Genomic DNA, 25623 nt, shown 5'->3' with positions numbered 1-25623 from the left:
TAATTCAATTTATTGTTGGTGCTGTCTAAATGAGTCTTCAGTCTTCTGTTGCGCTGCTGCTCAGCAAGCAACGTGATATAGCAGCGCAACAGAGGACAGAAGACTCACTTCACCACAGCCCAATCCAGTTCGCGCGCCCAGCAAACATAATGCCGCCTGACAATGGTTGATAACGCACCGATATTGGCCAGGTCCGATGCGTCGGCAATATCGCGAACGAGCCCATTTTTGAACTTGATCCTGATCGAATCACCCGTAGGTAGGTAGGCGGCGTTGGTAGCCTGCCCTTCAACCAAAAAATACGATAACTCATCGTCAGACAGCCCTTTGCGGCGGAGCTGCTGCGTCATTTCCTCAACCAGAACGGGCTGGAAAGGCTCGGTAGAGAGGATTATCTTGAACAACCGGCGGTCGAGCAGCATCTGGCAGAGCATAGACAGGACCGGGTCGGGGTGGGTAGCCCACGCTTTTACGCAGGCCCAGACATCGTAATCGTCGATGCGGGTGAACGCCTGTAGGTAGTCGGGGTTGGCCTTGAACTCATCGATCGATATGCTTTCGCGCAAAAACATCAGAAAATCTGGTAGCGCCTCGATCTGCTCGCCATTCCGCGCCAGAAAGCGCGCCCGGCGTAGAATTTGTACCAGCATAGACTCGCAGCAGATCGACGTTTTGTGCAGATATACCTGCCAGTACATGAGCCGCCGCGCGTTCAGAAAATTCTCGACGCTCAGGATTCCCTTATCTTCCACCACAAGCTGATCGTCGGCCAGATCAAGCATTTTAATGATCCGTTCGGCCCCGATAGCGCCTTCGGCCACGCCCGTATAGAAACAGTCGCGGTTGAGATAATCCATCCGGTCCATATCCAATTGGCTGGAAATCAGTTGGTGGAAGAAGGGCCGGTGGTATGTCCCCTCAAACATCTCGATAGCCAGTGACAAGGCCCCGCCAAACTGCCGGTTGAGGTCGTGCATCAGCATCAGCGAGATCTCTTCATGGGGAACGTCTTCCAGAATGCAACATTCCAGGACGTGTGAGAACGGACCGTGGCCAACATCGTGGAGTAGAATAGCGATCTGAGCCGCCTCGCATTCAGCGTCCGAGAGTTGATTGCCTTTGCTGCATAACGTACCTGTAGCCTGCCCCATCAGGTGCATGGCACCCAGCGCATGGTGGAAGCGCGTATGCAGGGCTCCCGGATATACGTATTCCGACAATCCGAGCTGTTTGATGCGCCGAAGCCGCTGAAAGTGTGGATGTTCGACCAGATCGAAGAGTAACGGCGACTGGATACTGATGAAACCGTAGACCGGGTCGTTGAGGATTTTCTTCTTATTGGCCATAGGCTAAAGGTAGCAGGTCGTTACCGCCTTAAAAACGAAAAATTGCGCCCGATGGTCATTAATTCCGTTGAAACCTGTATTTTTGTGCTGTCAGAGAGGAAACTATTTTCTGATATGGGCTTGTAACTCAGTTGGTTAGAGTGCCTGACTCATAATCAGTAAGTCCCTGGTTCGAGCCCAGGCTGGCCCACAAAAATGCCCCGCAGACGATCTGTTTGCGGGGCATTTTTGATTTTTTACAGGGTAGCATGTCGTACACGGCACCGGCCGTACAGTAAAAAGCCCGCTCATGTCAACTGACTACACGGCCGGTGCCGTATACGATATGCGCTACCGAATTTTTGCCATTGCCCGTACCGGGAACGTACCTACGCCCTTGAATTTTGGCGGTATAGCGCTGAAGGTGAAACCACTGGTTGGTACGGCCGATAAATTACACAGGTGCTCGACAATCAGAATGTTGGCCCTCAGTAAGGTGGTATGTACCGGGCGACTTCGGCCGCTGGTGTCATCAATGTTATGCGAGTCTATGCCGACCAGTTTTGCGCCGCAGTCGCGCAGGTATGTAGCTGCATTGGCCGTCAGGTAAGGGTGATTTGTGTAGTATCGATCGGTATTCCAGTGTTCGTCCCAGCCGGTGTGGATCAAAACGGCCCGGTTTCTGATCTCGTGGTTTTTCAGGTGGTCAGCAGTAACGGCAAGCGACTGGTTATGAGGTAATCGGATTACGGTTCCTTCCAGATCCGTGAAGGCGTAGAGGCCAACCTGCGACAGATCGTTGCCATCGGGGAAGCGGTGAAACGGGCAGTCCAGGTACGTTCCGGTGTTGGCGACCATCTCGATCTTTCCAATCTGAAACTCGGTGCCTTCTTCATAGAAGTTACGGGAATCTTCGCGGCTCAGAAAGTCGCAGATGATCGGTGCCGGTAAGCCTTTGTAAGTAATCAGCCCCGCCTCAATCGTGTGGCTGAGATCGATGAACTGGGTACGTTGCCCCGGTTCGTTGATCGCGGTTCGCTTGTGGGCTTCGGTGAAAATGACCTTGTTGCGAATAATAACCTGACCGACCATCAACAACCTCAGATCGGCGATGATGTAATCAGTCAGTTCGTTGTCGGTGATCGTATTACCAGCGATGTCGAGCCGGAAATCGGTACCCGTCAGGCTGCCTCCGTTGGTGAAGTGTATGTCAAAATCAAATTGTACCCGCTGTTGCATTGACCGTGTAATTAAGTTATTGGGTGGGCAATTGGGCTAGTGCCCGAGGGCGAAGGTAGCGTTTCGGGTAGAACCAGGCGGTCGGGTAGGGGAATTATCCGTAAGTTCGTCCATCATTTATCAACGACTCCCATGACTGTACAGACGATCGACACCGGTTTTTTTAAGCTCGATGGCGGGGCTATGTTTGGCGTAGTGCCGAAACCGATTTGGCAAAAGAATTTTCCGGCCGACGACCAGAACCGCTGCAACTGGGCCATGCGCTGCCTGTTGATCGAAGTAGACGGCAGGCTGGTTCTGGTCGATACAGGCATTGGTAACAAACAGGACGAAAAATTCTTTGGGCATTATGCGCTCAACGGTGATGCGACGCTCGAAAACTCGATTCGACGGGCGGGCTATGCCCTAAATGACATCACCGATGTGCTATTGACTCACCTGCACTTCGATCATGTGGGCGGTGCCGTTGAGCGGGCCGGAGACATGCTGCGTCCCACGTTTCCGCAGGCTACCTACTGGACACACTCCGACCATTGGGCCTGGGCAACAAACCCGAATCCGCGCGAAAAGGCCTCTTTTCTACGCGAGAACATGATGCCGTTGCAGGAAAGTGGACAACTCCAGTTCTTCGGCGATACGTACCTGGCTATTCCGGGCCTCGACCTGGTTTATGTGGATGGACATACGGAGAAAATGGCCCTGCCCAAATTAACTATTGGCGACCGTACCCTGTTGTACTGCGCCGACTTGATTCCGTCGGCCGGGCATGTGCCGCTTCCCTACGTGATGAGTTACGACGTGCGGCCGTTGCTGACCATGACCGAAAAGGAACGACTACTGGCGGAGGCCGCTGCGGGCAACTGGATACTGGTTTTTGAACACGATGCTACAACAGAAGCCGCCACCGTTGAGCAGACCGAGAAAGGGGTGAAGATTCGCCAACGTGGCGCGCTGGCCGACTTGCTAACGTAAACCTTCGTATTGCCCGGCACGTTGTTTGGTTAATGGATACTGGATAGTGAACACTAGTTTGCTATCCAGCATTCACTAGCCAACATCGAGTAGCATACGTTCCTTTGTAATTAGCTCTAATTCAATGAAAATTGGCCTGGTATTGTCGGGAGGTGGTGCGCGTGGAATCGCTCATCTTGGAGTTATAAAAGCGCTGCTGGAACAGGGCGTACAGATCAGTCGTCTGTCGGGAACGAGTGCGGGGGCCATCACCGGTGCGCTGACGGCCACAGGCTACACTCCCGACGAGTCGCTAAAGATCATTGAATCATCGTCGTTTGTCCGTCACCTGCGTCCTGCCTGGACCAGGATGGGCCTGTTACGGATCGATACCGCCATTGACCTGTATCGTAAATACATTCCTGCCGATAGTTTCGAGTCGCTCAGTATACCCCTGCATGTGGCGGCGGTAGACCTCAACGCGGGTGAACTGGTCATCTTCGAGGAAGGTGAGCTTATCCGGCCTGTACTGGCCTCCTGCTGCCTGCCGGGCATTTTCGAACCGCTGCTGATCAATAAAAAGCAGTATATCGATGGAGGAGTACTAAACAACCTGCCCATTGAGCCTGTGCTCGGTAAAGTTGATTACATCATCGGGTCGCACTGCAATCCATTTCCAGCCCATCGGCCAATTCGTACGGCGCGGGGTGTCATTGAGCGAAGCCTGGTTTTGTCGGTACGCAGTAAAACCAAAGAGCGGCTGGAGCAGTGTAACTTCGTGATTGAGCCACCTACCTTGGTCAACTTCAGTGTGTCTGACATCCGTCGGGCCCGAGATATCTTCCAGGCCGGCTACCGCTACGCCCGTACACTTCGGATCGCCGACACGATCGCCAGCGCTGTTTAAGCAAGAATTTATTCAGACTATAGTTCGTAGAAATCGGGCAGCTTATTAGCGGCTACTCGTTTTCTATTTAAGAATTTATACTTACAATATTGCCTAAATATTGCCTTATTTCTGACATTTTATAGTGATTGTCTGCAATAAAAAAGGAGAATGCTGTAGCTTATTCCACTATATAATAACCTATTGGTAGAAGAATATTTTGGCTTTAATGTGTGATACGGAATAAAAATTTGACAAAAGATAGATTTACTATTGTCTACTTACCATTCGATAATTAGTTTTGCAGATTCATTAACCATCGTATTTTCACTTATATCTAAAAACCGCATACATGAGGCAATTACTACTTATGAGCTTACTGCTGGTTTGCTCTACCTGGACAATGGGGTTTGGCCAGGACAGGACAGTGACCGGTAAAGTCACATCGGCCGATGATAATCAGGCTATTCCAGGCGTATCGATAGTTATTAAAGGAACAACACGGGGCGTATCATCAGATGCAGAAGGGAAATACTCACTGTCAATTCCAGGTACTGGTGTAACGCTAGTTTACAGTTTCGTAGGATCGGTAACCAAAGAGGTTTCAGTGGGTAACCAGTCAGTTATCAACGTTGCACTTACCAGCGATTCCCGTCAACTTTCTGAAGTAGTAGTAACGGGTGTTGGGGTAGCCACAACCAAAGCAAAACTGGGTATTGCGGTTGAATCAGTATCGGCCAAAGACCTGCCTACTGCACCCACCGCCTCAATCGATCAGGCATTGGTTGGTAAAATTGCCGGTGCGCAGATCGTGAGTGCCAACGGTACGCCAGGTGCCCGCGCCAACATTCTGTTGCGCGGTATCAACACAGTGAACCGAGGCACGGCTCCGATTGTGATCATGGACGGTTTACAGGTTGGGGTAACCGACCTTAACTCGCTGGATTTGAGCAGTATAGACCGGGTCGAGGTGATTCAGGGTGCGGCGGCCTCAACGCTCTATGGAGCGCAGGGTGCCAACGGGGTTATTCAATTGTTCAGCAAGCGCGGACAGGAAGGACCGATCCGGGTCAATTTCGCCAATAGCTACGCCGAAAACACGTACCTGAACATTGGTAATGTACGCAAAGCCGACAAGCATGCGTTTGTGACCGATGCCAGCAACAACGTCATTGGCGTATCGGGCAACCCCATTACCCTGAACCCCAACTCACTCCGCTGGAGCGAAAACGTTCAGTACAATGCGCTTGACGTAAACAGCAATGCAAACAAGGCTTACGACAAAAACCTGCAGTACTACGATCATTTCAAGATGTTCCTGGTCCCCTCGCAGACGATCAATAATTCAGTAAACCTGTCGGGTGCCAACAGCGTTTCTGATTTCAGCATCACACTGTCGAACAACTACCAATCGAGCCCAATTCGGAATAACGGTGATTTCAACCGCACCAACCTGGTGACCAACCTCGGTGTCACGCTGGCTAAAAACCTCAAGCTCCGTAGTGTAACGCAGTTGGTTTATACCCGCAACAACCTGAAGGTAGATGATCGGAACTTACTGTATTCGTTGAACAATACGCGCCCGTTTGCCAACTACGATCAGACAGATGTGGATGGCAATTATGGTGCGTATTTTGGTGATGCGTCTGGGGTTAATGCGTATAACCCGAACTTCCGGCAGCAGTATCTGACCCACAACGACAACAAGATCGATGTGCTGCAAAGCCTGAACCTGACGTATAACCCCATTAAGTTCCTGGAACTGAACGCCCGCTATGGCCTCAACTACCAGACTGAAGTGGATCGGTATACTTATGCCAACCAATCGCAGAACCGCAATATTATAGCTGATAAGACCAGGTCTACAGGCATAAACGCACCTGATGAAAAAGGGGAAGTGAGCGATTATAATTACAAGACGGTTTTTCAGAACGCCTTTACCAGTGCTACCATTAAAACGGATTTCAAGGAAGATTTCAAAATTAACCTGCCTATCCGCACGGCTACGCTCGTTGGGTTCGATTACCGCAAAAACGTGTATAGCGAATACAATACCTATGGCACCGGCTTGCCCCTATATAGCCCCGTTACGGCCGCTCAGGCAGGTACGTACCGCATCACACGCGACAACGTAACCCCCTTCATCACGTTCGGCTATCTGCTGAGCCAGAATATCGAGTTTGGTGATTATGGCGGCATCACAGGCACCTACCGTAGCGATTACTCGTCGGCATTTGGTCGGGGGTCAACGCCATTTGGTTTCCCCGCTGCCAACGGCTACATCCGGCCATCGTCGTTCAATTTCTGGCAGAACAGCTCATTAGGACAGATTGTGCCTGAGTTCAAAATCCGGGCTGCCTATGGTGAGGCCGGTATTCAGCCCCGCCCATTCGACCGCTACGTAACCCTGAACACCAGAACGCTCGGCACCAATAACGTATTCTTCTACAGCCCAACACAGAACAACCCAGACCTGAACGTAGAGGTATCAAAAGAACTTGAAATCGGTACTGATTTTGCGGTGAAAGGCGGTAATGGCGAATGGCTGCGCCGGTTGAACTTCTCGTTGAGCTACTGGAAACGCAGCACCGACAACTCGATCTATAACGTTGATGCAGCACCATCGTCAGGTGTAGGGCAACTGAAAGACAATGCCTTCGGGCTGTCATCGAGCGGGCTACAGTTCTCGCTCAATACGACGCTGTATCGCGGTAAGGACATCACCTGGGATTTTGTGACCAATTTCGGCAAGCAAACGTCGGAGATTACGTCTGTAAAAGGCAACGCACAAATCACCGTGACCTCAAGTGCCGGTAGCACCAACTACGTGCTGAAAGCCGGTGAGAAAATTGGGCAACTGTTTGGCTTCGTGGCCATCCGCGACCTGAACCAGATTCTTCCCGACGGTACTCCTGCTATTTCAGAGTCGAACAAGGCGTTGTATGAAGTGGCCAGCAATGGGTACGTGGTCAACAAAACTACCAAGCAGCCGCTGTTTAGCTCGAAGCAGTATAGCCTGGGCGACCCGAACCCATCGTTTACCTCGTCGTTTATCAACACGGTATCGTTCCGTGATCTGGTAACACTTGGTTTCCAGTTCGACTGGACACAGGGCAGCCACATCTACAACCAGACCAAATCATGGTTATACCGTGATGGTATCAGCTCAGACTATACGGAGCCAATCACCATCAATGGCAACACCGGTGCCTGGACGGCCTTCTATCGTGGTGTGTATCAGGCTGGTGCAAACAACGGCACCAAGAACTACTTCTACGAAGATGCCTCGTTTGTTCGCCTGCGGAACGTATCGTTGCGGTTCAACATCGCCAAAGCGTTGCCCCGCCTGCCTTTCCGCAACCTGCAGCTCGAACTGAGCGGCCGGAACCTGCTGACCTTCACCAAATATACGGGTATGGACCCCGAAGTGAGCTCAGGGCAGACAACGGGTAACGAAAACTCAGCTTTTGACCGGGGTACAGATCACAACACAATGCCTAACCTGCGTTCGTATCAGGTTGGCCTGAACTTCGGTTTCTAATCAATCTCCACCGAGTCGAATTCATGAAGATGAAAACATATTTTAAACATACCCTGCTTACACTCGCCGCCACCAGCTTGATGATGGCCTGTAGCACGGACGAATTGGACGTTAAAAACCCCAACCAGCCTACACCTTCGAGCGCAGCTACTGAAGTAGGGGTTATTTCACTGGGCCAGGGAACGGTCTACATCAATGGCCTGGGTACTAGTGCCGGTATCAAATATTACGATGGCGTACCCGGCGGTTTCCTGACAGGCGCACTGGGCTTCCACGAGCTCATGGGTGATATTGTTGGCGAAGAAGCAGCCAACCAGTTTGGTAACCAGATTGGTATGCCCGATATGGTCACGCTCGACGACGGCACTAAAGTGCTGAATCCCAGCTCGGTTTCAACCCAGATTGCCCTGATACGGACAGTTAATGTGAACGCACAGGGTGCATCGAATCCGCTGTATTACGAGTGGGCGTATATGTACAACCTGAACAATGGTATGAACTCGGTGCTGGAGATTGCGGCCAGTACTAAATTCTCTGGCGATGCCGCCGCACAGGCCGTTAAACTGAACACGCTCAAAGCCTGGGCCTACTGGTGGAAAGGCTACGCCTATTCGCGGATAGGCTCAATCTACTACGCGGCCATCATTAATGACAAAGCTGGCACAACCAACGGCAACTACGTGACCAAGGAGAAGATCATCGACGAAGCCACCAAAAACTTCGATCTGTCGGCTACAGCACTGACCGCTCTGGGTGCAGGCGGAACCGATTATAACACGGTGATGGAAGGGCTAATACCAGCCTTCAACCGGGTAGGCAAAGGATTGGTGCCATCGCCAGCCGAATGGAAACGGAACATCAATACCATGAAAGCCCGTAACATTCTGGTGAATACACCAGCTAAAACCATGACTGCCGCACAGTGGGGGCAGGTGCTGACCCTTGCCAACGACGGTGTGCAGGCAACAGACAGGGTGTTTACCGGTCGCTCAAACGATAACGGTGATTTTATGAACAACCAAAGCGGAAATATTGCCGCTAAAACGTTTGGCCCTACGGGTGGAACCTACAAAATCAGCGAACGGCTGATTCAGGATTTTCCGGTAGGTGACAAGCGATTAACGAATAACTTCAAACAATCAGCAGCTCCCATTCTTTTCAATCAGGACCGGGGTAACTCGTTCAATACCCGTTGGACATCGATAGATGGTGGTGCTGGCCTGCCGGGTGTAGTAGTGCTAACGAACCTCACTATAGGTGCTTACGAACTGTATTTGGCTGGTACATATGAAGAGAACGAATTGATGAAGGCCGAAGCCAAACTCTATACCAGCGACATTGCGGGTGGCCTCACGAGCATCAACGCCGTTCGTACCTTCCAGGGTGCCGGCCTGACAGCTCTGACTGGTTTAACCCAGACCGCCGCACTTGAAGAACTGCGCAAAGAACGCCGGGTGGCCCTGGCCTTCCGGGCGCTCTCGTTCTACGATGCCCGCCGCTGGGGAGTAATCACCGATGGCCGTAAAGGAGCTGTAGTGGTAGACAAAGCTGGTAAGGTGAGCACCAATGCTACTATCAACTATAACTTCCTGGACTATTGGGACGTACCTGACAATGAACTAGCCTACAACCCGGCTACATCAGGGAGCGCGCCGATTAAAAATCCAAAGTAAGGTGCTGACGTAGTTTACAATCGGATCTTTATTAAACACAAAAAGCCTGGCTCATGAGTCAGGCTTTTTGTGTTTAATAAAGATCCGATTGTAAACTACGTCGTGGATATACTGACCAGCCGCTTAGGACAAATTTCAATACTACAAGAAATTAAATGCACATTAAGTTTTTATACTGGCCAACACGTATATGATCGACAAATAGAACAGTAATAATTATTTTAATAATCGATATAATTTAAAAATTATATTTTACAAAGAGACAAATAAGTGAAATATAAATTGGCAAACCTTTCAATGTACCTATTGACTACTCGGTCGTGAATATGTAGCTTTGTTGACTTGACAAGTATAGTATTTACACTTAATCTAACGATCAATACGTATGAGGCAATTACTACTTATGAGCTTACTATTGGTTTGCTCTACCTGGACCGTCGGGTTGGCCCAGGACAGAACAGTGACCGGTAAAGTCACGTCCGCCGATGATAACGCAGCTATACCTGGTGTGTCGGTGATTATCAAGGGGACAACGCGGGGCACATCAACAGATGCCAATGGTATGTATACGATTGCTCTGCCCAGTAAGGGAGCCACACTTATCTATAGCTTCGTTGGTTCTGAAACCAAAGAAGTGGCCGTTGGCAATCAAACTATGGTCAATGTGGCACTTGGAAGCGATACCCGCCAACTGACCGAAGTAGTGGTGACGGGGAGCGGGGTAGCAACAAGCAAAGCTAAACTGGGTATTGCGGTAGAAAGCGTGTCAAGCAAAGATTTGCCGCAGACGCCAACAGCCTCAATTGACCAGGCGTTGATCGGTAAAATACCGGGTGCCCAGATTTCATCGGTCAGTGGGAACCCCGGCGATCCGGTAAACATTCTGCTCCGGGGCATCAACAGCGTACAGGGCGGCACAAAACCACTGATTATGGTCGATGGTGTGCAGATTGCATCTACCGACATCAACTCGCTCGACCTCAGCAATGTAGACCGTGTTGAAGTGGTACAGGGCGCTGCTTCGGCCTCTATTTATGGGGCGCAGGGTGCGAATGGCGTTATCCAGGTATTTACCAAAAAAGGGAAGAAAGGACGTACGGCCATTAACTTTTCGACCAGTTACTCGGCCAACGAGTTCCTGAACACAGGAAATGTACACAAAGCCGAGTTGCATCCGTACCTGACTGATGCCAGCAATAACATCGTTGATGCCAAGGGTAATATCCTTCAGTATACAGATGAAGGGGCTATCACGGGTATTTCATACAGGTATGGCGGCGCAACACGCTATGCCATTCAGGATATTCGGAATGATGCCAATACGCCATACAGCGGCAACCTGAAGTATTACGACCACTTCAAGCAAGTGTTCCAGACGGGTGTTACCACCAACAATAATATTAGCATTTCGGGTGCATCTGATAAGAGCGATTTCAACATTGCCGTTGCTAATAATCACACAACGTCGCCTATCCTGACCAGCGTCAATGGGTTTATTGATCGCAGTAACTTCTCGGCCAATCTCGGAACGGAACTCTTCAAAGGGTTTACGCTTCGGTCAAATACCCAGTTGATTTATACGAAGAATACGCTGAAGCCAGGTTTAGGCTCTGCTTTCGGAACGGGAAATGGGAATGTGGGCTCTGTATATGGCTTCTTAAACACATCGCCTTTCTTTGATCTGACTCGTAAACTGGCTGATGGGACGTACCCAGTTTACCCCACTGCTGATTTCCTGAGTATCAACGCTGGTAATCCCTTTTATCAGGCTGCCTATACCGACGCCGTTAATAATAAGATCGACGTGGTGCAGAATTTTGAGGCTGATTACAAGATCAACAAGTTTGTCGACCTGAATGCAAAGTACGGGATCAACTACCGGACCGAAACGGCAAGACAGACGTACTATAACCAGTCAGACAACATCAGCTCCAATTATTACGGGTCATATGCCAGCAATTACGCACCAGACAACCTGGGTGAAATTGACAACTACCAGTATACCAATACATTCCAGAACTTTTTGGGGACCGCCTTTATTCGGACCGACTTCGCCAGCGATTTCAACTCGAAGCTGCCTATTCAAACCAGCACGCAGATTTCGTTCGATTATCGGAAAAATAAATCGACCGAATACGACACATATGGCGTTGGCCTGGGTACTGCACCTCCGTATAATGTTGGAGCTACGTCGACCCAATCGGTTGCTTATGACAACGTAACCCCATTTATTACGTACGGCTATCTGGTCAATCAGAAAATCGAGTATGGCGATTATGGTGGCATCACGGCTGGTTTCAGAACAGACTACTCGTCAGCCTTCGGTGCCGGATCGACTCCATTCACGTTCCCGCACTTCGACGCTCATATTGCTCCGCTGTCGTTTGCTAAAAACAGCAGCATAGCCAACACATTGACCTACTTCAAGTTAAGGGCAGCCTACGGGGAAGCGGGTATTCAGCCCGGTGCGTTTGACCGGTACCCTGTCTTGAGCCAGCGAAACCTGGGATCTGGCCTGGTGTATACTATTCCAACGACAACCAATAACCCCAACCTGCAGGTAGAAGTATCGAAAGAACTGGAAATCGGTACGGACTTTACTATTGGTGGAAACTCAAACCGGACCTGGATCAACTCAATCTCAGGCTCATTTACCTACTGGAAACGCTCGAGCGCCAACGTGATTTATACGGTAAGCGTGCCACCATCGATCGGCTCCACGGGCCAGCTCACCAATGCCATCGACATGTCGTCGAATGGAGTGCAGTTCTCGTTAGACATTCCGGTGTACAAAACGCCTGGCCTGCGGTGGGATTTTAAAGCGAATTTCGGTCATCAGATCTCTAAAATCGATGCTATCTCAGGCGGCGCCGATATCATCCTGACGTCAAGCGCTGGTAGCACCGCGCTGGTGTTAACGCCTGGTCAGCCAATCGGTCAGGTTTATGGCTACAAAGCGTTGACTAGTCTCGACTACGTGAACCAGTCAGGTGTTCGGTATATCAGTGAAGCCGACAAAGCCAACTATACCATCGTAGACGGGCGCGTTGTGAGCAAGCTTACGTATCAGCCCCAGTTTACCAATGAGACGTACCCACTCATGAATCCGAACCCAGTCTTCAACGCGTCGTTCATTAACGGGGTGACGTTTAAAAATTACCTGACCCTGAACTTCCAGTTCGACTGGGTGTATGGCAGTCACCTGTATAACCAGACGAAAGAATGGATGTACCGCGATGGAATCAGCGGCGATTTCAGCAAGCAGGTCACCATTGATGGGAAAACGGGGGCTTTCCCGGCTTACTGGTCGGGGGCTTACTATAATCTGTGGGGGAGCACACGCGGCGCCGGGAACAACGCTACAAAAGACTTCTTTGTCGAAGATGCCTCGTTTGTACGGCTTCGGAACGTCTCGCTCGCTTTCGATGTCGCCAAGTTTGTTCGGCTTCCTTACCTCAATAAGTGCCAGATCGTCTTTACAGGACGCAATATTTTAACCTTCACGAAGTACACCGGCTATGATCCTGAAATTAGCTCGGGCTCGTCAAACTCGTCGTTCGACAGAGGGGTAGACCATAGTACCCTGCCAAACATCAAGTCGTATCAGGTTGGTCTCAATATTGGGTTCTAAATTTTAACTTCCTTGACTATGAAACTCATTCAGACAAATAAATTAGTTGCTTCTGTGCTGATAACGGCAACCCTGATGGGATCAGTGTCGTCTTGCAAAGACCAACTGGACGTGGGTAATCCTAACGCACCAACGCTTGCCGCCAACGTAAACAACGAGGCTGGCCTTATTGCCTTTGCCCAGGGCGGGGTATACGTAAACGGTTTTTTGAACGGTGATGGCTGGCTGGGTAACAGTTACTTTTCGTTACCGTGGGGCTATAGCGAACTGATGGCCGATAACGTTGGGGCCGATGCGTCGAACAACCAAGTGACAACGATCGGCGTGCCCGACTATATGATCCTCGACGATGGCTCGAAACTGACAAATCCGGCGCCTCAGATCGGTATTATCCGGGCCTACAACAGTCGGGCCGCTACGGGGGCTGGTAACAACCCGCTCTATTATCAATGGCTGAACATGTACGCCCTGAACAACGTCTGCAACCAGATTCTGGACATTACGGGTACTATTACGTTCAGTGGCGACGCCGCCAGCCGCGCAAATACCCTGCGGGCCTGGGCCTACTGGTGGAAAGGATACGCCTATGCGTCGATCGGGTCGATGTATTACGCGGGTCTTATCGCAGACAAATCAGGCGTGACGGATGGGGGATACGTCCTGCACGATGTGATGATCAACAAGTCGAACGATTACTACAACCTGGCGGCTACTACGCTGGGTAAAATAACTAGCGCCACTGATTATCAGGCTGTAATGGGTAAGCTCATCCCGTCGTTCGTTCAGGTTGGTAACGGTACAGTGCCAACCATCGACATGTGGAAACGGAACATCAACACCATGCTTGCCCGGAACATTCTGGTCAACAAGTTGTCTCCTTTTGTTAAAAGCAACCCCGCTGCTACAATCACCAAGTCATCGATGACAGCGATGACAGCCGCTGACTGGAACGCTGTGTTGACGCTGGCTACCAACGGTATTAAAAAAGGAGACGCTGTATTCACCGAACGTAGTACACCCTCAAACTCCCCTTTCTCGCCCACAGGTGGTACAGTTGCCGCGTTGACATCGAATGTAAATACCAGTTCGACGTTTAAAATCAGCGAGCGATTCATGCAGTCGTTCAACGCGGGCGATCAGCGGGTCGCGAACAACTTCAATACCAAGACGATGTATAAGAACAACTATTCGTTTACAACACGCTACAGCATGGTGCCGAATGGTAATGGCCTGGCGGGCGTTTACGTGTACGGATCGAGAGATGTAGGTGCGCATGAAGTGTACATGGCTGGTAGTTACGAAGAGAACGCCCTGATGCTGGCCGAAGCCAACATGCGTGTGGGGAACATAGAAACGGGACTGGGCTTTGTCGATGCCGTTCGTGCGTATCAGGGAGCTGGTGTACCGGCCACTGTTGGCACGAAGCTAACGCTGGCGGGCGCACTTACTGAACTGACCAAGGAACGAAGAGTGGCGTTGTTTAGCCGGGGCCTTGCCTATTACGACACCCGGCGGTGGGGCTGGATCTATGACATTGCGAATGGAGGCGGAAGCTACGGTAATGTCGTGATCACATCAGCGGGAACCGTTATCAACAAAAACGTAACCATCAATTACAACTTCCTGGATTATTGGGACGTACCTGCCGATGAGGCGGTGCTGAACGGGAGCTCAGGTGGAGTAGCTACGAAAAATCCGAATTTCTAGATACACTGCTTTGTGCTACTAAAAAAGCCCGGCCAGATGGCCGGGCTTTTTTAGTAGCACAAAGTTACCTAAGTGCCAGTACACCCGGCGGAACCGTTCAGGTAAAACAGGGCATCATTCACGCATTAAACCTAAACTACAGAGACAACTCTAACGTTTTGACTACGGTATTCACGTAGGCTCTAAAAACACTATGTTGACGCGTTTTCTTGTCATTATCGGCGTTTGTGCCTCGCTACTGGCTCAGGCCCAGGCGGTTGAGTATTCGACGCCGCAACCTCGCGTCGATGACGCGAACGACCCGGCCGTGATCATCAGCCGAGTTGATCTGACGGCCCAGTACACGATTATTTCCATGCGATTTCGGGGCTTCGCCCGGTCAGGCAGCAACATTCAGTTTGTCCCTACTGCCAAGCTGTATGCCAATGATGGGGCCCGGTCGTTTAAATTTATTAAGGCTGAAAACATCCCGGTTGGACAGCGGACCCGCAGCGTAAACGCAGGTGAACAGGTAGAGTTTGTGGCATACTTCGAACGACTTGATCCTGGTATTCAAACGTTTGACCTCTTTGAGTGTTCAGATCGGAGCCGGGATGGTATTACGTGCTTTAACTTCTGGGGCGTGCATGTTACAAATCCGTTGAAGCGGCAACGTACCCAGACGCCCCCACCCGCTCCGCGTCAGGTTCCGCGCCCAACCCCTGCCAAACCGACACCCAAGCCAGACCCTGAGCCGGTGCAGACTCCCGCTGCTCCCGTCCCAACGTTGGCTATCAAGGGCATTGTGCGTGATGCCAAAACGGGAAAACCAGTGCTGGCCACGCTTACCTACCGGCTGCTGTCTGGTGCCGAATCGTATGGCAATGCCGCCCCTGATTCGATTCGCACTAACCCGCAGGATGGAACCTACCAGATACCCGGCGATGCCCTGACTGTCTGGGATGTGTCGGTATCGGCCAAAGGGTATTTTGGGCAACGCGATACCGTCAGTATCAACCTCACGGAGAAAACGGTCAATTTTGATCTGGTGCCGATTGTAGCCGGCGCGAAGATTACGTTGAAAAATATATACTTCGCCCAGTCGAAATACGAGCTACAGGCCGAGTCGTTTCCTGAGCTGGACCGGTTGGTAACGGTGATGCGCCAGAACCCAACGATGACCATCAAACTGGAAGGGCATACCGATATTATTGGTGATTTTGATAAGAACCTGGAACTGTCGCGCAACCGGGTGCAGTCGGTGCGGCAATACCTGACCAGCAAGGGAATTGAGGCCACTCGGGTAGAAGCGGTAGGTTATGGCCACTCGCGCCCCATCAACAGCACGCCCGGTAAACCCCATCCCGAAAATCGCCGGGTTGAGATGGTGATAACCAAAGTGTGAGTTTACCGTTTTCTGTATACTGTCTTCTGTGGCTTTGCTCAGGTACGTTGTCGTTACCTAGCAGCGCAACAGAAGATAGTATACAGAAAACAGTAAATTTCTCCTATGTTCCCTCTCGACACTGTACTGGCTGCCATTGAACCGGCGATAGCAACGTACCCAAAAGCAGCCATGTTCGATCTGTTTGAACGAGGGTACAACAGCCTGTTCGAGCAACTGATCTCCTGCATTATCTCGATCCGCACGCTCGACGAGACGACCATTCCGGTGTCGCTGCGCCTGTTCGACGTGGCCCGTACACCCGCCGACGTGGCAGCGTTGTCGCCAGAGGAATTGACTCCGCTGTTGTACGGAACAACGTACCCAGACCAGAAAGCGTACACGATCATCGGCATTGCGCAGCGCATCATGACCGAGTTTGCCGGTACATTACCCGCCGATTTCGACACACTGACATCGCTGAAAGGCGTGGGGCCAAAGTGCGCGAATCTGGCCCTGGGCGTAGCGACCGGGCAGGCAGCCATCAGCGTAGACATTCACGTACACCGCGTTACGAACCGCTGGGGGTATGTGCAGACAAAAACACCGGAACAAACGCTGGCCGTGCTGGAAAAGAAAGTGCCTGTGGAACAGTGGATCAACATCAACCGGCTACTCATGCCCTTTGGCAAGCACATCTGCACAGGTACGTTGCCGCATTGCTCAACCTGCCCCGTATTGGCTTATTGCGCGCAGGTGGGTGTAGAGCGGCACCGGTAAGATAGCCGCGTTATCTTTGTGATTATGAGCAAGCAGCCACAGCAGCAGATCGTTCGGATTAACTCCGATAAGACCGCGCCACTTTCGAAAAATCAGAAAGTATTCAATCGGTTATCGACGCGTATTGCTGACCAGGAAAAGTTGATTGCCGAGCTGAAGATCGCCATCGACAAGGGAAGACAACGAATACAGGCCGATCTGCTTCCGCTCCACACACAGTTCGACAGGCTGCGGGTTGATATGGTCAAACTCTTCGACCAGATGAACACGCGTCATCAGTTCACGAAGGCTGAACGGAAAAAGTTAACTCAACTGATTACCAGTATTTCGTACGAACTGATTCAGAAAGGGTACGACGAGTTACTTGATATTCATGACCGCTACGATGAGGGTGGTTTCGAAGCCGCCATGTCGGAAGCAGAAGAACAGAGCGCTGTGTCGATGAAACTGATGGCGGAGTTGATGTATGGAATCAAATTTGACCCGGAAATTGACTGGAGCGAGCCCGAAACAGTACGTACATTCATCGACGAGCAATTGCGGGAACGTACCCAGGCCGAGCAGCAGCGTCGGCAGGAAGCAGCCGAACGGCAGGCAAGTCGCCCCAAATCGGAGAAGCAGCAGTTGCGCGACGCTAAAAAGCAGGCCGAGGAACAAAATACAACCAAAGCAGTACGGGCCCTGTATATGGACCTGGTAAAAGCATTTCACCCGGACCGGGAGCCCGACGAAACCGAGAAGCTTCGCAAAACAGCAATCATGCAGCGCGTTACGGCGGCGTATGAGAAAAGCGATTTGATGGCTCTGTTCCGTCTGCAACTCGAATTTGAACGAATTGATCAGGCGCATCTGGAAAAACTGGCCGACATGCAGTTGCAGTACTACAACAGAATCCTGAAGCAACAGGTGGATGAACTCGACGGGCAACTGTTGCAGCTCGAGAACGAAATGGAATCGATGACGGGCGGAGGCATATTCGGTTTCAGTAGCGCTATTGGCCTTGATTATGCTATCAATGCCGATATAAAGTCGATGAAAGGTGCCGTTAAAGCCCTGAAAGCGGACTTAAAAACGCTCAATGATGCCGCCTATCTGAAAGCGTGGCTAAAGACATACCGACTATAAAACGCGTGCATGGTTTTGCGTGCTTTAATGATCTCGTTACTGAGTATAACTTCTATTCATAGCATTATAGCGTGAAAAAATAGGGTACTTTTGGGGATGAATCCTGGCCATTCGCCTCAATTTATACCCATTTCCGACTGGAGCGACCCCGAACTGATCGAGGGTATCCGGTTGGGAAATCGGCTCGCTTTTGGGGAACTCTATGAACGGTATTGGGAGGAGTTACACCGGGTGGCTAGCCGAAAAACAGGCTCGGCAGAAGGGGCGGAGGAACTGGTTCAGGATCTGTTTGTATCGCTCTGGCAACGCCGGGAAACATTACAAATCGATCAGGCCAGACGTTACCTGTTTGCGGCACTTAAATTTGCCATAATCGACCTCATCCGGTCAACAGCGACGCACGAGCGGTTTGTGGCTCACATCGAAGCAACCACCACCCACATTGACCGCCGAACCGAGGATGAACTCGCCATGCAGGACCTGACCCGGTCGGTAGAGCAGGGGCTGAGTTCATTGCCCGAAAAAACGCAGGAAGTATTTCGGTTAAGCCGGTTCGATTGCCTGACCATCCCGGAGATCGCGGTTCGGCTCAATTTGTCAGAAAAGACCGTGCAGTACCACCTCTCAAACGCCCTCCGCGAACTGCGAACGTACCTGCGCAACGAATAAGAGCTAAACACGCTGTGCTTGTCGAAGGGCCTACCTGGCGAAGCAAAACGCGTCAGTAACACCATAAATCTATTTATAATTATACCATGAATATTTGCTTCATATTTATCTGTAGATACAAAATATTAAACAAAATAAAGAATTTATAAAACTGTTCAGGGTGAAGGCTGGTCTTCTACGACTTGTTGGTAACGGCTCCTTCTGACGAGCTATGTACCTGACAATGACCATAACCGACTTTAAAGACCTACTGCGCCGTTACCTCGACGGACAGTCGACCGAGGCTGAACTGCGGCTGATCGATACGTGGTATGATGCGCTCAACGAAGATGTTACCTATCAGTTTACGCCTGCCGAACAAGCGCGGCTAAAGGCCAGAATGTGGGCACAAATTGAGGAAAGGACCGTGCCGGAAGGCGATGAGGTAGAAACGCCCATTTTGCCCTTGCCCGTTCGTCGCCAGTCAGTCGCCTGGTTTCAGCGCCGAAGCTGGCAGGTGGCTGCTTCCCTGTTGCTGCTTGCTGGCGTTGGCTGGTTCGGTTGGCAAGCCCGGAATGACTCGTCGGCAGACGTATTGGCTTTTCAGGGTGATTTAGCTACCGCCTCGGCCGGGATGCCTGAGCGCCATAACGCAACCGATAAACCCATCACACTTCGCTTACCCGATGGAAGTACCGTATACCTGACCCCACACAGTACGCTTCGGATGGCTACTACCCTGGCCACTGGTGAGCGGGTGGTCTATCTGGCAGGCGATGCTTTTTTTTCCATCGCAAAAAATCCACATCGGCCATTCCGAGTAGTTACCGATCAGGTTGAAACGCAGGTGTTGGGCACCAGTTTCTGGGTACATGCCGCCGGACGGGCTAATCAGGTTGATGTCGAAGTTGTTACGGGTAAAGTTCAGGTTTATGAACGTACCCGGCAGGCGGGGAGCGGCAAGCGTGGCGACGTTGGGCGCGGTGTTGTGCTCACGCCGAACCAGATGGTGACTATTACGGATAAAGAGCACTGGCAAACCGGACTAATTGCACAGCCAGTGCCTATCAAGCCCGAATTGGCATCTGAGTCAACGGTTGATCCGGTTACCTCGTTGACATTCAGTGATGTACCGTTGACACTTGTTTGCCAGCGTCTCACCAAACTGTACGGAATTGAGCTTGATCTGGCCAACATTGATCTGGCCTCCTGTACGTTTTCGGGCGATCTGTCTCGCCAGTCCCTCTATACACAGCTTGATCTGATCTGTACCACGATCAATGCCCGCTACGATGTTCGGGGAACGCATATCCTCATCAGCGGGCGTGGTTGTTCCCGATGAGCTGTCCCAACTACCTGAATTTTTGCATTACTAACCTGTATCTCCTAAACCTTTACCTGTTTTTGTATGAATCTATTTGTCCTTTTCTCATCGCGCTGCCGGTCAATCCTGACGCGCAGTGCCCTGCCACTGTTGCTTGGCTTTTTGAGCCTATCGGTTGCGCTGGCTCACCCTACCCGTGGCCAGGATTTTCTGAACAAAACGGTAAGCCTGTCGGTCGACAACGCGCAACTGAGCCGGGTGCTTACCTTGCTCGAAAGCCAGATAAATGCCCGGTTTGTGCATAGCCCAACCGCCATTCAGGCCGAGCGGCGCGTGTCGGTATCGGCGCAAAACGAACGCTTATCAGTTGTGCTTGATCGGCTGCTTGGGCCACTCGCCATCCGGTATTCGGTGGTAGGTGGTCAGATTGTCCTGCGAGCCGATGCGCCGGCTGGTCAGTCGATGCTGGAAAAAAACGCGACACCCAGCGAGTTTACAAAACCCTACTCAGGGCGTGTGCTCACCGCCGACGGACAGGCCCTGCCGGGCGTAAACATTGCCGTGAAAGGCACGACCCGCGGTACATCCAGCGACGCTGAAGGCCGGTTTCGCATTGAAGCAGATCCGGGCGATGTGCTTGTATTTTCATTCATTGGCTATGTGAATCAGCCTGTTACGTTAACAGAAGAAACTGAACTGACGGTGCGGCTAGCCGAAGCGAATGGCTTGTTGCAGGAGGTCATGGTCATCGGTTCACGGGGCAAGCCACGGACAGATGTTGAACGCCCGGTGCCAGTTGATGTACTGAGTGCCAAGGAGTTGCAGCAAACAGGGCAGGTAGATTTGGGTCAGATGGTTCAGTTCAATTCACCGTCGTTCAACTCGGCCAAAACGGGCGTCAATGGCGTTGCCAACTATGCCGATCCGGCAACGCTGCGCGGCCTCTCGCCCGATCAGGTGCTGGTGCTGGTAGACGGGAAACGGCGTCATCAGTTTTCGGCCCTGAACCTGAATCAGACGGTTGGCCTGGGTACTGTCGTGACCGACCTGAACGCGATTCCGTCATTGGCCCTCGACCGCATTGAGGTATTGCGCGATGGGGCGGCAGCGCAATATGGCTCCGATGCCATTGCGGGTATTGTCAATCTGGCCCTCAACAAAAGTGTGGGCGTAGGTACGTTCAAGACGCAGTACGGGCAGACATCGAAAGGCGATGGCGCTGGTTATATGGCGGCCTTAAACTACGGTTTCCGGCTGGGCAAGCCCGACAGTTACCTGAACATGACCCTGCATTATCAGTACACCGGAGCAACCAACCGGACCGATCCGTATCTGGGGAATATCTATAACGCAACAAAAAGCAAGGAAGACAGCACCAGAAAGGTACGGGGCGTGTACCCCGTGAGTGGGCCATTTACTGTTGGCTACTATGGCAGCAACCAGACAAAAGCGGTGCAGGGGTTCTATAATGCGGGTATTCCGCTTAATCAGCAATGGTCGCTGTATAGCTTCGGCGGGTACTCGCGCAAAGACATTCTGGCCTACGGTTTCTTCCGAAATGCAACGCCATCCAACGCCAACTCAACCCCTGAACTATTCCCGGATGGGTACGTACCTGAACTGCCCGGCACCAGTGTCGACTATTCGTCGGTGGTTGGGGTAAGCCGCAAAGTTGTTGGTGGCTGGAACCTTGATTTTAGTACGGGTTACGGGTATAACTACCTGGATTTGTGGGCGAATAACACAACAAACCCATCATTGGGAGCCGCTTCGCCGACTAATTTTTATGTCGGTCGCAATGCGTTCGGCCAAAGCACTACCGAGGCTAACCTGTCGAAAAACTACACCGGTTTATTCGGTACAAAGTCGTTAAACTTTGCATTTGGTGGTCAGTACCGGGTCGATCAGTTCATTCTGGGTCAGGGTAGCCCGGACTCGTATTCGACGGGACCGCTGGCAAAGACGAAAAACAAAGCGCCTGGTTCAAGTGGAAGGCCTGGTATTGCCCCCGAAGATGAAACCAACGCCACGCGCAGCAACCTGGGCTTGTACGTAGACGTTGAAAGCGACCTTAGTGATCGCCTGCTGGTGGCTGGGGTACTTCGTTACGAGAAATACAGTGATTTTGGGTCTAATGTGTCCGGGAAACTGGCCGCCCGTATCAAACTGAGCGAAAGCGTTTCGCTTCGTGGTTCCATAAACAAAGGATTTCGGGCACCGTCGCTGCAACAGACCTTCAACAGTCAGACAACCTCTACGGTACAGTCGGGCGTGATTGTGCAGACGAAGCAGCTTCCGTCAAATGATGTCCGGCTGGCGCAGATCGGCGTTGAGCAGCCCAAAGCCGAAACGTCGTGGAACTATAACCTGGGCCTGACGGCTAAGGCGGGTAACGATTTCCTGATCACCCTCGATGCGTACCAGATCGATATTACCGACCGGATTGTGGAAAGCGAGCGAATGATCGTGAAAGACATTGCATCCCTGAAAACGCGCTTTGCCGGCCTGAGCGAGATTCGTTTCTTCACCAATTTTATCAATACCAGCACCAAAGGGATCGATTTCGTAACCAGCTACAAACACGCGTTTACTCCTCGCAGCCGCTTCACGGCCAGTGCCGCCTTTACGATTAACCAAACCAGGATTGTCGACACGAAAGCCACGCCATCAGCCTTGCAACAGGATACGCCAAAAGCGATTTTGCTGATCGACACCGTTAGTATTGGCCTGATCGAAACAGCGCAGCCCCGGCAAAAAATCCTGCTGTCGGTGGGGTACACGTATGGGAAAGTGGGTGTAAACGTGCGGTCGTCTTATTTTGGTGAGGTTACAGCCTGGGAAAAACCCACGGGCAAACCGCATCAGAGCCAGACCTTCGGCGGCAAAAACCTGATCGACCTGTCGTTGATGTACAATCCATCGAAACGCTGGGCCATATCGGCGGGCGGCAACAATATTTTTGACATCTACCCGGATAAAGTACTGGCAACCACGGCCGCTTACTCGAACGGCGAAATTCCTTACAGCCGAAACGTAAGCCAGTTTGGCTTCAACGGAGCCTCTTATTACATAAATGCCACCCTGACGTTTTAATAAAGGGCGAAAGCGTGAATGAGCGAAAGGGTGACTGTTTAATAAGTACTTTACAGGGTAGCTTTTGTAAATCGCCTGGCAGCCACCGGTCATTCACTCTTTCACTCATTTACTCTTTCACCCAGTAAAGCGTGTCCAACCTCATTCTGCTCATCGTATGCCTCCTGGCTGGGGTAGCCCTGCGCAGGATGCGTGCGTTGCCAGAGAATGCACCGCTGGTGCTGAACAAACTGCTCGTCAGCTTTTTTCTGCCCGTACTGACATTCCTGCACGTTGTCGACATGCAGATCGATTCCCGGCTGTGGCTTCCAATCGCCGCACCCTGGCTTGTGTTTATGGGTGGCTGCGTCTTCTTTGGCAGTTTGGCGCGTCGGATGAACTTTGATCGGGGTACGTTGGGCGCTCTGCTCCTGACGGGTGGAATCAGCAGTATTTCATTTGTCGGATTTCCCATTTTCGAATGGCTTTATGGGCGTAAGGGGCTCGAAATGGCCATTCTGATGAGTCAGGCAGGTACGTTTGTTGTCTGTGTAACGGCGGGAGTAGCCATTGCTTCCTGGCTGGCTGCCGAAGAGCCATCGGTGAAACGGATGCTGCACGATATGCTTCGGTTTCCGCCGTTTATGGCCTTTCTGCTTGCCTTGCTGGCGCGGTGGGCAGGCTACGAACACGCACCGCTGACGCGCGACGTATTGAGTAGCCTGAGCAGGCCCTTCTCGGTCATTGCCCTGTTATCGGTGGGCCTGCAAGTTAGTTTCAGCCTGCCAAAATCCGGACGGACAGCCCTTTTGACCGGTCTCGGTTATAAATTGCTGCTTGCACCGGCTTTGGTTTACCTGGTATTTGTAGTGATACTGGGACAAAAAGGGTGGGCCGCCGATTTGTGCGTGCTGGGTTCGGCCATTGGCCCAATGAACACGGCTGCTGTGCTGGCCAGTCAGTATAAGTTAAATCCACAACTGGCCGCTCAACTGGTGGGGCTGGGTATTCCGCTGTCATTCATTGGTCTTTATATACTGTACAACCTGTTGTAACAAATGAAAAAACTGGTTACCAACCTGACTTTCTGGGTACTTACCGCCATTAGCCTGGGCGTGGTGCTCGGCCATTTTCGCCCCGATCTGGCCTTATTTCCGCTGCTGGATGCACCGTTGAAGACGCGGTTTATGGGTCAGGAGTTGACCGTTGGTGCCACGTTCAGCGAATTTCTGAGCGGCCTCTTTATCAGTACGGTCAAACTCTTCATAAGCCCCATCATCTTCCTAACTATTACCCTCGGCATTGTCAGCATGGGTGATCTGAAGAAGGTCGGAAAGGTGGGAGCGAAAGCATTGCTTTATTTTGAAGTGGTCACGACCGTGGCTCTGCTAATCGGGGTAGTTGTTGCCAATGTAATTCGCCCCGGCGATGGCGTAGTAACCTCGGCGCTGGCGGGGGGCGACATATCCAAATACACGAAAGGGGCTTCTGCGTTTAGCTGGTGGACGTTTTTCATGGATAACGTGACATTACAGGTGCTGTTGGCGGCTATCATCACGGGTATGGTGCTCACGCGCTATGAAGGCCGCGACCGGATTGTTGCCGTCATGAATCGCGTATCCAAAGTGATTTTTGCGGGACTTCATAAGGTGATGCTACTGGCTCCCATTGGTGCATTTGGCGGCATGGCCTACACCATCGGCAAGTATGGGTTGGGTACGTTGCTGCCCCTCGCCAAGCTGATGATTACGGTATATACCACCATGGCCCTGTTTATTTTCGGCGTGCTGGGGGCTATTCTGTATACCTGCCGGGTGCCGATTCTGGGCTTTCTACGCTACATCCGCGAAGAACTGCTGATCGTGCTGGGTACGTCCTCGTCAGAAGCGGGGTTGCCGTCGCTGATGGAAAAGCTGGAACGAATGGGCTGTGCCAAGTCGGTGGTGGGGCTGGTGGTGCCGGCTGGCTATTCATTCAACCTGGATGGCACCACGATCTACCTGTCGATGGCGACCATTTTTCTGGCGCAGGTATTCAACGTGCATCTCAGTATCAATCAGTTGCTGACGATTGTGGGTATTCTGATGGTCACCTCCAAAGGCGCTGCCGGGGTTACGGGCAGTGGTTTTGTGGTGTTGGCCAGCACTCTAACGGCCATCAATGTGATACCGGTTGAAGGACTGGCTTTGCTGCTGGGCGTTGACCGGTTTATGTCGGAAGCCCGCAGTATCACCAACTTCATTGGTAATGGCGTGGCAACGGTATGGCTGGCCAATCATGAAAAAGCGTTTGATCGCAATCAGATGGAACGAGCTTTTGGCCAGGTAGAGAAGACGGAAAAAATCGCGCTTTGAGGCG

The 25623-nt window shown here is 51.6% G+C and carries 16 protein-coding genes and 1 tRNA gene; 15 read left to right on the top strand and 2 right to left on the bottom strand.

What is annotated here, in order from left to right:
• Positions 1–104 precede the first annotated feature (104 nt).
• On the bottom strand, positions 105–1346 hold the full coding sequence (locus ACFE8Q_RS09130) for an HD domain-containing protein (RefSeq protein WP_375445059.1): 1242 nt from the start codon (positions 1344–1346) through the stop codon (positions 105–107).
• Positions 1347–1462: 116 nt separating this feature from the next.
• On the opposite strand from ACFE8Q_RS09130, the gene ACFE8Q_RS09125 reads away from it, so the two are divergent.
• Positions 1463–1536 (top strand) — tRNA-Ile (locus ACFE8Q_RS09125).
• A 140-nt stretch (positions 1537–1676) separates the two neighbouring features.
• Here ACFE8Q_RS09125 and ACFE8Q_RS09120 read toward each other — a convergent pair.
• Entirely contained in the window at positions 1677–2564 is an 888-nt protein-coding gene (locus ACFE8Q_RS09120) for a cyclase family protein (RefSeq protein ID WP_375445058.1), read from the bottom strand.
• Between the two features lie 132 nt (positions 2565–2696).
• On the opposite strand from ACFE8Q_RS09120, the gene ACFE8Q_RS09115 reads away from it, so the two are divergent.
• The 14 genes from ACFE8Q_RS09115 (at position 2697) to ACFE8Q_RS09050 (ending at position 25619) form a co-directional block, all read left to right on the top strand.
• Positions 2697–3536: an MBL fold metallo-hydrolase gene (locus tag ACFE8Q_RS09115; protein ID WP_375445057.1), complete on the top strand. Its 840-nt coding sequence runs from the start codon at positions 2697–2699 to the stop codon at positions 3534–3536.
• Between the two features lie 124 nt (positions 3537–3660).
• Positions 3661–4422, top strand: coding sequence for a patatin-like phospholipase family protein (locus ACFE8Q_RS09110; RefSeq protein WP_375445056.1), 762 nt, complete (start codon positions 3661–3663; stop codon positions 4420–4422).
• A gap of 331 nt (positions 4423–4753) precedes the next feature.
• Positions 4754–7942, top strand: a complete 3189-nt coding sequence (locus ACFE8Q_RS09105) for a SusC/RagA family TonB-linked outer membrane protein (RefSeq protein WP_375445055.1) — start codon at positions 4754–4756, stop codon at positions 7940–7942.
• A 29-nt stretch (positions 7943–7971) separates the two neighbouring features.
• The gene (locus ACFE8Q_RS09100; RefSeq protein ID WP_375445054.1) at positions 7972–9615 is read left to right on the top strand and encodes a RagB/SusD family nutrient uptake outer membrane protein; all 1644 of its coding nucleotides are present in this window, start codon (positions 7972–7974) and stop codon (positions 9613–9615) included.
• A 385-nt stretch (positions 9616–10000) separates the two neighbouring features.
• The gene (locus ACFE8Q_RS09095) at positions 10001–13246 is read left to right on the top strand and encodes a SusC/RagA family TonB-linked outer membrane protein (protein WP_375445053.1); all 3246 of its coding nucleotides are present in this window, start codon (positions 10001–10003) and stop codon (positions 13244–13246) included.
• An 18-nt stretch (positions 13247–13264) separates the two neighbouring features.
• On the top strand, positions 13265–14953 hold the full coding sequence (locus tag ACFE8Q_RS09090; RefSeq protein ID WP_375445052.1) for a hypothetical protein: 1689 nt from the start codon (positions 13265–13267) through the stop codon (positions 14951–14953).
• A 193-nt stretch (positions 14954–15146) separates the two neighbouring features.
• Positions 15147–16337: an OmpA family protein gene (locus ACFE8Q_RS09085; protein ID WP_375445051.1), complete on the top strand. Its 1191-nt coding sequence runs from the start codon at positions 15147–15149 to the stop codon at positions 16335–16337.
• A 105-nt stretch (positions 16338–16442) separates the two neighbouring features.
• Entirely contained in the window at positions 16443–17096 is a 654-nt protein-coding gene (gene nth / locus ACFE8Q_RS09080) for an endonuclease III domain-containing protein (RefSeq protein ID WP_375445050.1), read from the top strand.
• Positions 17097–17120: 24 nt separating this feature from the next.
• Entirely contained in the window at positions 17121–18221 is a 1101-nt protein-coding gene (locus tag ACFE8Q_RS09075; RefSeq protein WP_375445049.1) for a hypothetical protein, read from the top strand.
• A gap of 96 nt (positions 18222–18317) precedes the next feature.
• Positions 18318–18890, top strand: a complete 573-nt coding sequence (locus tag ACFE8Q_RS09070) for an RNA polymerase sigma factor (protein ID WP_375445048.1) — start codon at positions 18318–18320, stop codon at positions 18888–18890.
• Positions 18891–19113: 223 nt separating this feature from the next.
• The gene (locus tag ACFE8Q_RS09065; protein ID WP_375445047.1) at positions 19114–20211 is read left to right on the top strand and encodes a FecR family protein; all 1098 of its coding nucleotides are present in this window, start codon (positions 19114–19116) and stop codon (positions 20209–20211) included.
• A gap of 66 nt (positions 20212–20277) precedes the next feature.
• Positions 20278–23286 carry a TonB-dependent receptor domain-containing protein gene (locus ACFE8Q_RS09060; protein WP_375445046.1) on the top strand — a complete coding sequence of 1003 codons (3009 nt, stop codon included), beginning with the start codon at positions 20278–20280 and terminating at the stop codon, positions 23284–23286.
• Positions 23287–23417: 131 nt separating this feature from the next.
• Complete coding sequence (locus tag ACFE8Q_RS09055; RefSeq protein WP_375445045.1) at positions 23418–24320, top strand: AEC family transporter; 903 nt, start codon at positions 23418–23420, stop codon at positions 24318–24320.
• Between the two features lie 3 nt (positions 24321–24323).
• The gene (locus ACFE8Q_RS09050; RefSeq protein ID WP_375445044.1) at positions 24324–25619 is read left to right on the top strand and encodes a cation:dicarboxylate symporter family transporter; all 1296 of its coding nucleotides are present in this window, start codon (positions 24324–24326) and stop codon (positions 25617–25619) included.
• The last annotated feature ends 4 nt before the right edge of the window (positions 25620–25623 follow it).

The organism is uncultured Fibrella sp. (assembly GCF_964250085.1).
GTDB lineage: Bacteria > Bacteroidota > Bacteroidia > Cytophagales > Spirosomataceae > Fibrella.
This window is presented reverse-complemented; position numbering and strand designations above follow the sequence as displayed.

What these genes read in the sequence shown, in the direction of transcription:
- ACFE8Q_RS09115 (WP_375445057.1), top strand. Translation starts at nt 2,697, where the DNA reads ATGACTGTACAGACGATCGACACCGGTTTTTTTAAGCTCGATGGCGGG.
- ACFE8Q_RS09095 (WP_375445053.1), top strand. Translation starts at nt 10,001, where the DNA reads ATGAGGCAATTACTACTTATGAGCTTACTATTGGTTTGCTCTACCTGG.
- ACFE8Q_RS09075 (WP_375445049.1), top strand. Translation starts at nt 17,121, where the DNA reads ATGAGCAAGCAGCCACAGCAGCAGATCGTTCGGATTAACTCCGATAAG.
- ACFE8Q_RS09130 (WP_375445059.1), bottom strand. Translation starts at nt 1,346, where the DNA reads ATGGCCAATAAGAAGAAAATCCTCAACGACCCGGTCTACGGTTTCATC.
- ACFE8Q_RS09050 (WP_375445044.1), top strand. Translation starts at nt 24,324, where the DNA reads ATGAAAAAACTGGTTACCAACCTGACTTTCTGGGTACTTACCGCCATT.
- ACFE8Q_RS09110 (WP_375445056.1), top strand. Translation starts at nt 3,661, where the DNA reads ATGAAAATTGGCCTGGTATTGTCGGGAGGTGGTGCGCGTGGAATCGCT.
- ACFE8Q_RS09085 (WP_375445051.1), top strand. Translation starts at nt 15,147, where the DNA reads ATGTTGACGCGTTTTCTTGTCATTATCGGCGTTTGTGCCTCGCTACTG.
- ACFE8Q_RS09065 (WP_375445047.1), top strand. Translation starts at nt 19,114, where the DNA reads ATGACCATAACCGACTTTAAAGACCTACTGCGCCGTTACCTCGACGGA.
- ACFE8Q_RS09100 (WP_375445054.1), top strand. Translation starts at nt 7,972, where the DNA reads ATGAAAACATATTTTAAACATACCCTGCTTACACTCGCCGCCACCAGC.
- ACFE8Q_RS09070 (WP_375445048.1), top strand. Translation starts at nt 18,318, where the DNA reads ATGAATCCTGGCCATTCGCCTCAATTTATACCCATTTCCGACTGGAGC.
- ACFE8Q_RS09090 (WP_375445052.1), top strand. Translation starts at nt 13,265, where the DNA reads ATGAAACTCATTCAGACAAATAAATTAGTTGCTTCTGTGCTGATAACG.
- nth (WP_375445050.1), top strand. Translation starts at nt 16,443, where the DNA reads ATGTTCCCTCTCGACACTGTACTGGCTGCCATTGAACCGGCGATAGCA.
- ACFE8Q_RS09060 (WP_375445046.1), top strand. Translation starts at nt 20,278, where the DNA reads ATGAATCTATTTGTCCTTTTCTCATCGCGCTGCCGGTCAATCCTGACG.
- ACFE8Q_RS09120 (WP_375445058.1), bottom strand. Translation starts at nt 2,564, where the DNA reads ATGCAACAGCGGGTACAATTTGATTTTGACATACACTTCACCAACGGA.
- ACFE8Q_RS09105 (WP_375445055.1), top strand. Translation starts at nt 4,754, where the DNA reads ATGAGGCAATTACTACTTATGAGCTTACTGCTGGTTTGCTCTACCTGG.